This window comes from Salinivibrio sp. ES.052, from assembly GCF_900141775.1.
GTDB lineage: Bacteria > Pseudomonadota > Gammaproteobacteria > Enterobacterales > Vibrionaceae > Salinivibrio.
In genome coordinates this window covers 1,515,601-1,528,721 of the sequence record NZ_FSRI01000001.1, presented here as the reverse complement: position 1 = coordinate 1,528,721, position 13,121 = coordinate 1,515,601, and the positions used below count along the sequence as shown (strand labels likewise).

Annotated in this window: 9 protein-coding genes; 5 read left to right on the top strand and 4 right to left on the bottom strand. The window is 49.1% G+C overall.

Annotation, left to right across the window (positions count from 1 at the left end; all coding sequences use genetic code 11):
* Nucleotides 1–53: 53 nt before the first annotated feature.
* Nucleotides 54–1,508 (bottom strand): formate transporter FocA, encoded by a 1,455-nt coding sequence (focA, locus tag BUQ98_RS07005; protein ID WP_074213117.1) that lies wholly within the window; start codon nucleotides 1,506–1,508, stop codon nucleotides 54–56.
* A 197-nt stretch (nucleotides 1,509–1,705) separates the two neighbouring features.
* Between focA and BUQ98_RS07000 the strand changes: the two genes are divergently transcribed.
* On the top strand, nucleotides 1,706–2,611 hold the full coding sequence (locus BUQ98_RS07000) for a LysR substrate-binding domain-containing protein (RefSeq protein WP_074213116.1): 906 nt from the start codon (nucleotides 1,706–1,708) through the stop codon (nucleotides 2,609–2,611).
* A gap of 101 nt (nucleotides 2,612–2,712) precedes the next feature.
* On the opposite strand, the gene pflA is transcribed toward BUQ98_RS07000, so the two are convergent.
* The gene (gene pflA, locus BUQ98_RS06995; protein WP_074213115.1) at nucleotides 2,713–3,453 is read right to left on the bottom strand and encodes a pyruvate formate lyase 1-activating protein; all 741 of its coding nucleotides are present in this window, start codon (nucleotides 3,451–3,453) and stop codon (nucleotides 2,713–2,715) included.
* A 318-nt stretch (nucleotides 3,454–3,771) separates the two neighbouring features.
* On the opposite strand from pflA, the gene BUQ98_RS06990 reads away from it, so the two are divergent.
* The gene (locus BUQ98_RS06990; RefSeq protein WP_074213114.1) at nucleotides 3,772–5,394 is read left to right on the top strand and encodes a methyl-accepting chemotaxis protein; all 1,623 of its coding nucleotides are present in this window, start codon (nucleotides 3,772–3,774) and stop codon (nucleotides 5,392–5,394) included.
* A gap of 106 nt (nucleotides 5,395–5,500) precedes the next feature.
* On the opposite strand, the gene pflB is transcribed toward BUQ98_RS06990, so the two are convergent.
* A complete protein-coding gene (gene pflB / locus BUQ98_RS06985; protein WP_074213113.1) occupies nucleotides 5,501–7,777 on the bottom strand; it encodes a formate C-acetyltransferase in 2,277 nt (758 codons plus the stop codon).
* A gap of 134 nt (nucleotides 7,778–7,911) precedes the next feature.
* Nucleotides 7,912–9,423 (bottom strand): DUF3360 family protein, encoded by a 1,512-nt coding sequence (locus tag BUQ98_RS06980; RefSeq protein WP_074213112.1) that lies wholly within the window; start codon nucleotides 9,421–9,423, stop codon nucleotides 7,912–7,914.
* A 499-nt stretch (nucleotides 9,424–9,922) separates the two neighbouring features.
* Here BUQ98_RS06980 and BUQ98_RS06975 point away from each other — a divergent pair, with 499 nt between their 5' ends.
* The 3 genes from BUQ98_RS06975 to BUQ98_RS06965 all read left to right on the top strand — a co-directional run bounded on the left by BUQ98_RS06975 (nucleotide 9,923) and on the right by BUQ98_RS06965 (nucleotide 13,118).
* A complete protein-coding gene (locus BUQ98_RS06975; protein WP_074213111.1) occupies nucleotides 9,923–11,080 on the top strand; it encodes a tetratricopeptide repeat protein in 1,158 nt (385 codons plus the stop codon).
* Nucleotides 11,081–11,486: 406 nt separating this feature from the next.
* Nucleotides 11,487–12,257, top strand: coding sequence for an ABC transporter ATP-binding protein (locus BUQ98_RS06970; protein WP_074213110.1), 771 nt, complete (start codon nucleotides 11,487–11,489; stop codon nucleotides 12,255–12,257).
* 84 nt (nucleotides 12,258–12,341) lie between these two features.
* A complete protein-coding gene (locus BUQ98_RS06965; protein WP_074213109.1) occupies nucleotides 12,342–13,118 on the top strand; it encodes an ABC transporter substrate-binding protein in 777 nt (258 codons plus the stop codon).
* Nucleotides 13,119–13,121 lie beyond the last annotated feature (3 nt).

The following is a 13,121-nucleotide window of genomic DNA, read 5'->3' as shown; positions in this document are numbered from 1 at the left end:
ACTTTAAAAGCGACACGCCTCAGTGACCGGTCTGAGGCGTGTTTGCGTTTTTATTAGGCGGTCACGAGCCCATCTTTGGCATCGGCAGGGAGAATATCCATCGTATTACCATAAAGTGGTGCTAGAGCTCGTACCACATCCGAGCGGCTGATGACGCCAACTAAGACGTTGTCTTCCATGACGGGATAAACGTAAGGACGAGATAGTGTTTGCGTTTTAGCACGCTCTAACGCGGATTGGGTGGTAAAGCGCGTGGCAATACCCGCATCACTGACTGGATACAGTACTTGGTTGTCAATGCTCATGTATTGCGCCAGTTCAATCACCGATTGGTCTGCTTCAACCGTCTGTACCTCGGTGCGCATTAAATCTTCGACTTTAGTATCCATATCAGGCTGGTAATCGTTCCACCATAAATCGACGAATACATCTTGCACCGAGAAAAAGCCGACTAATTCATTTTGCTTGTCGACCACCGGTGCGCCTTGTAATTGATAGCGGTTGAGTTGCTCCAATGCATCGGCCACAAACTGGTCGCTTTTTAAGGCGCATTGGACAGGCTTCATGTTTTTTTCAATGGTCAAGGTTTCTTGGGTCATAGTCATTCTCTCAGGGTAAGTCGCAGACGGTAGCGTCAATGATGAAACTTGCGCTGTTTTGTTTTCTCTCTCGGGATTAATAATCAGCCAATAACCCATGCCAACTAGGCCCGCGCCACCGACGATATTGCCGAGCGTGACAGGGATTAAATTGGCACTGATAAACTGCATCAGGTTGAGGTCATTAAAAGCAGCGGGCGAGCTGCCTATTGCTTGCCAGAAGCTGTCGGGCGCGAAGGTGGCAATGCTCATGCCCAGTGGCACCATGAACATATTGGCGACACTGTGCTCAAAGCCGGTGCTGACAAACATGGCAACCGGAAGAATCACCATCACCGCTTTGGTGAGCGGGTTTTGCGAGGTAAAGGTCATCCAAATCGCCAAGCAGACCAGTAAGTTACACAACACACCGAGTGCAAAGGCTTGTATCCAACTGTGATGGAGCTTGTGCTGGGCCACATGTAATGCGTTTAATCCCCATTGGCCATCGTCGAGCTGGTATAGCCCTGCCACCATCACGATAAACACCAACAGTAGAGCACCGCACAAGTTACCGAAATACACTCTTGCCCAGGTATAGAGCAGGCCGCGGGTTGAGATTTTGCCATTGGCACGAGCCAGCATAGACAGCACTGTGCTGGTAAATAGCTCTGCACCGCCAAGCACGACCAATATTAAGCCCATGCTAAAGGCAAGCCCGCCCATCAATCGGGTTATCCCCCAGCCGGCGTTACTGCCCGTGGTGACCGTGAGGTAGAACACAAAAGCCAGCCCAATAAAGAGACCTGCCATCATGGCCAATCCAACCGCCATACGGGTCGATTTATGAGTTTTACTCTCTGCATAAGCTTCAGCGTTGGCGAGCAATGCAGCGGGGCCCTCTGTTTTAATTGGGGTTGGACTTACCATTGGCTGTCTCCTCTTTCGGCACTGGGTGCCCGAGGACAAAGACACATCAACATACGAGTTGTACTCCTTTTTAGACCTAATGTGAATAAATCCAGCCTATTCGCATGTCTATCAGGAGTAAAATTGATATTGCTTAGGGTCACTATCACAAAAGTTGATAGTCTATTGCCATCAAAATAAGACAATAAGGAGCCTGGATGCGGTACTCATTGAAGCAATTAGCCGTGTTTGAAGCGATTGCTGCGACGGGCAGTGTGAGCCGAGCAGCCGACCAACTAGCTTTGACGCAGTCAGCTACTAGCATGGCCCTCTCTCAACTGGAAAAGTTGTTAGGGCGGCCGTTATTCGAGCGGCAAGGGAAGCAAATGCCGTTAACGTATTGGGGGGCCTGGCTGCGACCCAAAGCACGGCAGTTATTGTTTGATGCGCAACAAATAGAAGCTGGGTTTGATGGTCAGCACATTATTAGTGGTGATATTGCCTTAATTGCCAGTCAGACCGCAGCAGAGCATTTGATCCCAGACCTTATCAGTATTATTGATAGTGATTTCCCAGAGTTAAGAATCGACTTTACGGTGAAAAATACCCAAAAAGTCATTGATAGTGTGCGGCGCTATCAGCATGACCTGGGGATCATTGAAGGGCGGTGTGATGATAGCCGTTTAAAGCAGCAAGTCTGGTGTCATGACCACTTGGTGGTGGTGGCGGGGAAGCATCATCCCTATGCGCAGCGCGATCAGGTAAGCTTAGCGCAATTGGAACAAGCCCAGTGGGTGTTGCGTGAACCCGGTGCCGGGACACGGCATAGCTTTGATAGCGCGATTCATGGGGTGATCGAAGATCTTGATGTCCGACGAGAGTATGAACAGGTCTCCGTGCTAAGAACCTTGGTGGCGAATTCTAACTACCTTAGTTGCTTGCCGTACCTAGACGTTGAGAAATGGATTGAGCGCGAAGAGCTGGTGGCGTTAAACGTACCGGATCTGAATATGCGGCGCACGTTGTCCTTTATTTGGCGTGCGGATGCGGCAGATAACCCGTTGCGTGATTGTATTATTCGAGAAGCGATTCGAATGACTAAAGCCCGTCGGCGCGAGATGTGATCATAAATACTTGAAATTTAATCATAAAGACGCGAGATGTCAGTGTAAAAAAGCCGGCCACAAGGTGACCGGCGGATAGAGAGAGCGCAGAGGCGCGTAGGTTAATACATTACCTTATGACCATAACTGGCAATAATGTTTTTGACGTTATCCATCATTTCTTTTGATGGTGTGCTGACGTCTTTTAACTCGTATTCGTAACCCAGTGCTTCCCATTTGTGTTCACCAAGCTGGTGATAAGGGAGCAATTCAACTTTTTCGATATTATCCATGTCTTTGATAAACTTTCCTAACCGGTGAGCGGAATCATCATCATCCGTATAGCCGGGAACCACCACATAGCGAATCCAGGTTTTTTGCCCGATTTTGTGTAGGTAGTGAGCAAAGTCGAGAGTACGGCGATTGGATACGCCGACTAAATCTTCATGAACTTCATCATTGAGCTGTTTGAGATCGAGCATCACCAAATCGGTCGCATCAAGCACTTCATCAATCACAGGCGTGTGCTTGCGGATATATCCGTTGGTGTCTAAGCAGGTATGAATGCCTTTGGCTTGCGCGGCCTGGAAAAAGTCTCGCACAAATTCAGGCTGTAGCATGGCTTCGCCCCCAGAAGCGGTGACGCCTCCGCCTGATGCTGTAATGAAATGTCGGTACGCCAACACATCCTTCATGATCTCATCGACAGTCACTTCCTTGCCGCCATGGGTGTCCCAGGTATCGCGGTTATGGCAATACTTGCACCGCATCAAGCAGCCTTGCATAAAGACAATAAAACGTATCCCGGGGCCATCTACGGTCCCACAAGATTCAAAGGAATGGATGCGACCAATTGCCGACATAACTGTCTCCAGACTGCGAATTGCTATGGTGTCATTTTATTACAAAAACCGGTCTTAACGTAAGGAAATTCGCCCTTTTTCGCACACCTCTATCCAGACGTTACCTGTATGTTGCACACCTGTCTATAGGTTGATCACAGTTCCAGTTTTCTGTGCCAGCACAGTGAGATGTGATCCAGATAATTTCCATACGGTTTTTGTGTGCTCTTGGTTTTTTGTCCAAAATGACGTGCGACACGTCAAAGTATTAATGCACCATCCAGGCTGCATGTACGCTTGGTGTCAGACCAGGATCAACGGCAAATGCTAGGATAAATAATGAAAAGAATCAGTGATCTGAGAGTGAAAAATAAGCTTGTTGCACTAATGCTGATTGCGATCACATTGCTGGCCGCGATCAGTTCGTACACGATCAAAAAAGAGCGCGATCAATCCTACTCGGAGCGAGCGGCCTCGCTACGTACCAATATTGAAGTGGCACAAAGTGTGGTGAATTACTATCGACAGCAAGCATCGCAAATTGGGGAGGAAGAAGCGAAAGCGCGGGCGATAGCACAGCTCAATAAGCTTCGTTATGACGGCGATAACTATTTTTGGGTCCTTAAGCCAGATTTAACCATTGTTAGCCATCCCATTAAGCCAAATTTAAATGGCACCAGTGCGAATGGTTTAACGGATGGTGAAGGGAAATATCATTGGCGTGAAATGGTGGCGGTGAGCAAAGGCGCACAAGGGGGTGTGCTGGATTACACGTGGCGGTCACCCGAAGGTAAGATGAAGCCCAAAATTTCTTATGTGAAGCGTGTTAACGGGTGGAACTGGATTATCGGCTCAGGTGTACATGTCAGTGATATCGAAGCACAGTTTATACAATCTGCTTGGCAAATTGGTGGGTTGACTGCGATTGCCGCGGTGATCCTTTTGATTGCTGGTGCGTTTGTTAGCCGCGATATTGTGGTGCCATTGGATGATTTGGTGGAAAAGTTTGATCAGATTGCCGGGGGCGACTTGCGTATTGAGTGCGGTTATACCCGCCACGATGAAATCGGTAAACTGGCTCGGCGAATGGATATCGCAATGACCAGTGTTCGCGAAGCCTTGCGTATCGCTCACGACGAAGCTAAGCAGTCATCCACGATGGCCTCGTCGATTGCTTCTGCCAGTGAACAAAGTGCGCAAAGCATTCAATCACAACGTGCTGAGTTGGAGCAACTGGCGACAGCGATGAATGAAATGACAGCGACAGTCGCCGATGTGGCTGATCATGCAGAGCAAACTGCGCAAGCGACGAATGATATCTCCGCTATGGCGGAAGACGGAAATCATAAGCTGGATAGTACGGTGGCGAGTATTCGAGAAGTGGCTGAGCGTATTGCCAGTGCGGATAAACTGGTAAATCAAGTGAAACAAGGGGTGATGCAAATCAGTGATGTCGCGACGGTGATCCAGGGGATTTCTGAGCAAACGAACCTGTTGGCGCTTAATGCGGCGATTGAAGCGGCACGTGCGGGTGAGCAAGGCCGTGGATTTGCGGTGGTGGCCGACGAAGTCCGCTCATTAGCTCAAGGGACACAGAAGTCCACTACTCAGATTCAAGGCACGATTGAAGAGCTGACTAATAACGCGATTGAGGCTGCGGAAGCGATGAAGTCGAGCCATCAGTCCAGTGAAGCCAGTGTTGATACAGCATTAGAGACACAGCAGCAACTCAAGGATATGGTGAGTGCGTTGCATGGTTCCAATGATCGTGTGGTACAGATTGCCGCGGCCGCAGAAGAGCAAGGCACGGTGTCTGAAGAAATGAATCAAAATGTGAGTAACATTCACAACTCGGCAAACGAGATCAGTGGTGCTGCGTCGCACCTTGCAGAGCAAAGCCAATTGCTTGCTGATTCCGCCCGAGAGTTGGACAGTAAACTGGATCATTTTGAAGTGGTGTAATCGCTGATTGCGCTTAGCTGGTATGTATAGCTGTTAAGGGACAGATAAACAAAAACCGCCAGCATTGCCGGCGGTTTTTCTTTGGGCGTTAACCCTTATTTATCTCTTACAGTGAAGAGGTAAAGGTACGGGTAATCACGTCTTGTTGCTGTTCTTTCGTCAGCGAGTTAAAACGGACTGCGTAACCAGATACGCGGATAGTCAGCTGAGGGTAGTTCTCAGGATGCTCCATCGCGTCAAGTAGCATATCACGGTTCATGACGTTCACGTTTAGATGCTGGCCGCCTTCTTGGCCGCTTTCATGGTGGAAGTAACCATCCATCAAGCCTGCCAGGTTAGCGCGTTGGGTATTTTCATCTTTACCCAGTGCATTTGGCACGATAGAGAAGGTATAAGAAATACCGTCTTTGGCGTGTGCAAATGGCAGTTTACCCACTGACGTGAGTGATGCTACCGCGCCTTTTTCATCACGGCCGTGCATTGGGTTTGCACCTGGTCCGAATGGCATACCGGCTTTACGACCGTCAGGGGTATTACCCGTTTTCTTACCGTATACCACGTTTGATGTGATAGTCAGGATGGACTGGGTAGGCTCCGCGTCACGGTAGGTTCTCAGTGAACGAATCTTGTTCATGAAGCGTTCGACCAGATCACAGGCAATCGTATCAACACGCTCATCGTTGTTACCAAACGCTGGGTATTCACCTTCGATGTCAAAGTCGATAGCGATACCGTCTTCGTCACGAATTGGCTTCACTTTTGCGTATTTGATCGCAGCCAGTGAGTCAGCCGCCACGGATAGACCTGCGATACCACACGCCATGGTGCGATGTACATCACGGTCATGGAATGCCATCAGCGCCGCTTCGTAGCTGTATTTGTCGTGCATGAAGTGGATGCTGTTCAGCGCAGTCACATACTGCTTCGCCAACCAGTCCATCAGATGATCCATGCGGTCCATGACTTTGTCATAGTCCAACACGTCGTCAGTCATCGGAGCGTGCTCTGGTGCGACTTGGATTTTCAGCTTCTCATCAATACCACCATTGATGGTATAAAGGAGCGTTTTAGCCAAGTTGGCACGAGCGCCAAAGAACTGCATCTGTTTACCCACGATCATCGGGGAAACACAACATGCGATCGCGTAGTCGTCAGAATCAAAGTCAGTACGCATCAGATCATCGTTCTCGTACTGGATAGACGAGGTATCGATAGACACTTTGGCACAGAATTTTTTGAAGCCTTCAGGCAGTTGCTCAGACCAAAGCACGGTGATGTTTGGCTCTGGGCTTGGACCCATGGTGTAAAGGCTGTTGAGGAAACGGAAGCTGGTGCGAGAGACCAGAGTACGTCCGTCTAGGCCCATACCGGCAACCGATTCGGTGGCCCAAATTGGGTCGCCAGAGAACAGGTCATCATACTCAGGCGTACGTAGGAAGCGAACCATACGCAGTTTCATGACGAAGTGGTCAATCAGCTCTTGTGCTTGTTCTTCAGTCAGTTTACCGGCTTCAACATCACGCTGTAGGTAGATGTCAAGGAAGGTTGAGGTACGACCGAGCGACATCGCCGCGCCGTTTTGCGTTTTAACAGCACCCAGGTAACCGAAATAGGTCCACTGAATGGCTTCTTGAGCCGTTTCTGCTGGGCGAGAAATGTCACAGCCGTAAGAGGCTGCCATTTGCTTCAATTGCCCCAGTGCGCGGTGCTGCTCTGCAATCTCTTCACGCAATTGCATGGTCATTTGCAGATCTTCGCCGTTTTCGAATTTCTCTTGCAGAGAATCGAATTGCGCTTTTTTGTCCTTCATCAGGAAGTCGATGCCGTATAGCGCGACGCGACGGTAGTCACCGATGATACGGCCACGGCCATAGGCATCCGGTAGACCCGTCAAAATACCAGATTTACGGCATTTCATGATTTCAGGGGTATAGATATCGAAAACCCCTTGGTTGTGGGTCTTACGATGCTCGGTGAAGGTTTTCTTCACTTGTGGATCGAGCTCGCGGCCATACGCATCGCATGAACCTTGAACCATACGAATACCGCCGTAAGGCAGCATAGCGCGTTTTAGCGGCGCGTCAGTCTGTAGACCAACAATCTGTTCCAGATTTTTCTCGATGTAGCCGGCGTCGTGAGACGTCAGGGTAGAAACCACAGACGTATCAAAATCAACCGGTGCATGCGTCGCGTTCTCTTGCTTGATGCCTTCCATTACGCGTGCCCATAGTTGGCTCGTCGCGTTAGTTGGCTCTGAAACTAGAAATGATTCGTCACCCTCGTAAGGGGTATAGTTTTTCTGGATGAAGTCGCGAACGTCAACGGCTTTGCTCCAGTTACCTTCAACAAATCCTTCCCATGCATTAGAAACGTGCTCAGACATGTTGCACCTACCTGTAGTCTTTTCAAAAAGATATGTGTTGGGGCCAGGTCCAGTCATAGTGTTGTGTCAATATGGCTGACGCCTGCGACCCATCGATTTTATCCGGATACCCCGCCCGAAAGCGGGGTGATTTATTACAATAAAGATGGAATGCCGGGAATCATTCCGACTGCCAACATGGCAGCAATACAAATGATCACTGTGGCGGTTGGAATCACCAGACGGTCAACGGTAGATAGCGTTTGAGGACGCTCTTTATCACCGATAAGGCCGTTGTTGTCCAAGAGCATAGTGACTGCCCAACCAAAGACTGGGTTAACAGCCATGGAAGCGAAAATACAAATACCGGCTGATTGACTCGACTTGGCGTCTTTCACCATTTGCATACCTGCCTCAAGCAATGGCAGGAATACGCCTGATAAGAGCGCAATGGTCATCACTGGTGGCCAGGTTGCCACGTCCATTGGATAGCCAATTAACGCGACTGCAATACATAACAGACCCAAGACAATGGCCCCACCAGGGATCGGACGACGCGCAATCGCCGCTGGGATCATATAAGTGCCCCACGATGAGGTGATGTTACCGCCACCGACAGATGCACCGACAATTTGGCGGATAGAGCAACCGGTCATGGTGTCATCAACATCCATCAATACCTTTTCGGCCTTTTTCGGGTAATTAAGTTCCTGAAAAATACGGTGACCGAGAAAGTCGGGCGACCACATGGCGACAGCGAGCAGCGCAAATGGCAACGATGCGAGAAAGTGCGAGAGGTTAGGTAAACCCATCTGCCAACCTTGCTCGGTTGAACCCCACCAGTAAACAGGGTTGAGGTTTGGCACGCCAGGTTGAGTGACAAAGTCTAATGATGAACCAGCACCCAGAGCGGTCGCAATTAAGCCGCCAGTGACCGCACAAACGGGAATCGCTAACCAGCGTTTACCGATCCGTGCCAAAAAGGCATAAATCACAATCGATACGGCCAGAATTAAAATGGAAATATAGCCCATGTTAATGTCAGCACCCCAGGCCAGTAGGCTCTCAATTTGGCCTTTGGCACCACCAAAGCCCAAGAATATCAGCAAACCACCAGCCACCCCCTGGCTCGTTAGGTTCACTAATTTAGAGCCGCCTTTAAGGTAACTCAGTATCAAGCCGAAGGCACCAATCAAAATCCCCAATGCTAATGGATGCGCACCGGCTAATGCGATGGTACCCACAAGCGGGATCATTGGACCGTGGTTACCGGCCAAGTTAGCACGTGGATTGATAAACCCGCACAAAAGGACACAAAAAAGCAGGGCAGGGATTAGCATTTCAACGCGAGCGACCTCAACGGCAAACGCTTTACCCAAAGTGATATGATCCCACGCTGCGGTAAGCCCCTCAGCCCATGACATCATTACCGCAGAATACATTGCGATGATGCCGATGGTACCAGCGAGTGCGGGAACAAGATCCTCAAGTTCAAAACGGAAGTCACGGCCAGGCAGGTTTAAGCCCCAACGGCGCGGACGCATAATTTGTAGTTCGTGATTCAGGTAGTCAGCGCGGGAGGCAAATGAAGAAGCCGGTTTGTGCTTCTTTTGATATTCGCTCTTTTCATCGTGACTCACACTGCGGTCTTGAGCATGTGTTGCCATAAGTTCCTCGTCTACAGAAAGCAAAAGCTTTCGAAACAGCGACTTAGCCAGTCTTGGTTTGTTTTTAACGCTGGCCTTGTGGCCGTGTTCTGTTTCGTTATCAGCATGCTAACAACAGGGTGGTTCACGAATGTTGACTTAGATCATTACCGTGTAATTTTTTTACGTGCTACGGCAGCTTATGCCGAGGTTTTAGACCTGTTGTCGCGACTATCATGCCATTAAATCGGCTATTTTGTAATTAAATTACTGATGTTGGCGATAAATATGTGCCACAAAACAGCAAGATAATGTTGTTTAGGTGTATCCTCCAGTGGTGTGTCGCTTGAACCTGTGTCAATAAATAAAGACAACGCCTTTAAGTGCGCTGTAGTGAATAAAAAAGATAGGTTATAGTCGAAGTATTGTCCTCTAAAAATGGATCTTCATGGTGCGGCGATTATTTCCCTCCTTCACGGATTATCGAACGATCATCCCTGTCTATTGCAGGTATGCAGTGATGCTATGTTTGCTATTGCCTCTCGCGCAGGTACAGGCGGCCGATATTGGGACAGTAAGTGAATCCATTGAAGAGGGCCGCTATCAGCAAGCCGTTTCTGATACGGAGGGCTTACTCACTCAGCAAGGTGAACAGGCACTCTCACCCTCACAACGTGCAGAGCTGTGGCGTCTACAAGGCATCGCGCACCTCTATCTTGGGCAACGAGCCGCCGCCTACCGTGCTTATCAGGAGGCGTTAGGGCTGAACGCGCTCAATAAAGAGAGTGAAGCCGATGCTCTCGCGGCGGTGATCAGTTTGGCCTTTCGCGTCAATCAATACAAGGAGGTGTTGAACTACGCCCGACAACTTAGCGAGCAGCATACGTTACAACCGTCATCGGGGCGTCTTGCGATGCAATCTGCTTATTCGCTGTCTCGATTTGATGTAGCGATCGATTATGCGCGGCAGCTTCAAACATTAGACGCGGTTGATGGTTTTACGCTACAAACTAAAGCACTGAGCGAGATGGCATTGTCGCGTTATGAATCGGCAGCAGCGACCTTTGATAGACTTACCAGTGATATGACGATCGCGCCCAAGTGGTTAGAACAAGCCGCGCGTGCCCATGCTAAAGCCGGATCCCATTCAGCCGCGCGACAGTATCTTGCGCGTGCCAACGCGGATATTGCGCTGTACCGTACGCTCTCCTTATCATCCCTGGATGACGATGAGCCGAAGCAAGCGTTATTGTACTGGCGACAAGGCTTACAGCAGCTTGGTCGTGTTCCGACCAGAGATGAACAACTGTTAATGGTGCGCTACCTGATTGAAGACCGTCAACGTGTTGCTGCACTCAATCGTATCAGTGAGGTGAATTTGACTGAGCCAGACAAGCAGACGTTAAAACTGCAAGTGATGCTGGCTTACCAGTTAAGCCATTGGAAAGAGGTTATTGATACGGCACAAGTGGCGCTATCATACGGCTTGAAAGATGATCGAATGTTGTGGCAATGGTTATCGATCAGTGCGATCAAAGCGGGTGATTATGCGCTTGCAGAGTACGCGCTAGATCAGTGGGAAGCGCGCGATCCATCAGGGCTTGCAGAGCGCTGGCGTAAAACGTTGCAGCTTCTTAAAGCGAAGCGCGCAAAACAGCGAGAGGTGCGTACGTCTTAAGTTCTGTCTAGTATTGCAGATGTTCTTGTATCGTTATATAGAGGGCATGTCAGCGTGTTCACAGTTTTTGTCACATATTTATATCTCGATTAAATAAAAATAGTGCATCTCTATCCCCTCCCTACAACGCGAATTGATATTCGCTTGATAAGTGAAAAACAGCCGTCTTCCGCTCTTGACCCCCTATACTTATGGGACACTGGCCGATAAGTTTGTGAGCCTACACCAACCAAGCCTTTGTTGTTTTTTTCAGTAGTTAATTTTTTGTTTGACTTTTTATGCAGTAATATTGACTATGATAACAGCCTTATGGAGGTTAACAAAATGTTGCTCATTATAGGAAGGGGTGATATTTTCAGTCCATAAACTCAACACAGTAGATTTCACGGATGATAGGAGTTAGCGCATGACGGATGCAGTAGCGCTACAGGTTAAGTCACTCAAAAAAAGCTTTGGCCAACATCAAGTTCTCAAAGGCATTTCTCTTGACGCTCACCGTGGCGACGTCATCTCAATCATCGGCTCATCTGGGTCAGGAAAAAGCACGTTCCTACGCTGTATCAATTTATTAGAAACCCCAACTGGCGGCGAAATTTGGGTCAATGGCGAGTTGATCAAAATGAAAAATAACCGTGCCGGAGAGCCTATTCCCGTTAGTGATAAACAAGTTCAGCGTATTCGCTCGCGCCTAGCGATGGTTTTTCAGGGGTTTAACTTGTGGTCACATATGACGGTGATGCAAAACGTGATTGAAGCCCCGGTTCACGTGCTTGGGGTGCCCAAAGCGCAGGCGATTGAAGAAGCGGAGGCATTATTGCATCGTGTGGGGCTTTACGAGCGACGCGATTACTATCCTGGACACCTTTCTGGCGGCCAGCAACAACGTGCTGCGATAGCCCGCGCGTTGGCTGTCGAACCAGAAGTGTTGTTGTTTGATGAGCCAACGTCCGCGCTTGACCCTGAGCTAGTAGGCGAAGTCCTCGGTGTGATGCGTTCGTTAGCGGAGGAAGGGCGGACGATGCTGGTGGTCACGCATGAGATGAGTTTTGCTCGCGATGTGTCGAACCATGTGATGTTCTTGCATCAAGGGTTGGTGGAAGAGCAGGGCAACCCGAAAGAGCTGTTTGATGCGCCAGAGTCAGAGCGCCTGCAGCAGTTTATCTCCTCCATATACTGATTAATTAAATAGAGTTATCAATAGCATAACCATGCAATTGGGCAGATGCCCACACAACATCGTAAAACGACAGGAGACAGGAAAATGAAAAAATGGCTAGTTGCCGCCGCCGTGATGGCCGCGGTTGGGTCAACCTCCGTTGCAGCCAAGGATTGGAAGGTCGTACGTTTTGGTATTGAAGGCGCCTATCCTCCTTTTAGCTGGACCACCAATGAAGGTGACCTCAAAGGCTTTGATGTCGATATGGCCAATGCGCTGTGTGAGGAAATGCAAGCCAAGTGTAAGATTGTGGCCCAGGATTGGGATGGCATTATTCCATCACTGCTGGCACGTAAATACGATGCCATCATCGCGGCGATGTCGATCACAGAAGAGCGTAAGCGAAAAGTTGATTTCACCAACAAGTATGCGCTGATCCCTAACAAATTTGTGGCCGAAAAAGGCACGGATCTGACCTTTACCAAAGAAGGCTTAGAGGGTGTGAAAATCGGTGTACAACGTGCAACCACCCACGACAAATACCTGACTGATAACTATGGCGACGCGGTTGATATCGTCCGTTATGGCACCTTTGATGAAGCTTATCTTGATCTAAAAGCGGGCCGTATTGAATCCATTTTGGGTGATGCTTCTGCATTGCAACAAGGTTTGCTCGATAAAGACGGCGGCGATGAGTTTGAGTTTATTGGTCCATCGCTCACTGACCCTGAGTGGTTTGGTGACGGCTTTGGGATTGCGACACGTAAGCAAGACAAAGAACTGACCAAGAAGCTTAACCAAGCGATCGATTCGTTGCGTGAAAAAGGCGTGTATGACGAGATTGCTGCCAAGTACTTTGATTACGACGTTTACGGCGAGTAATAG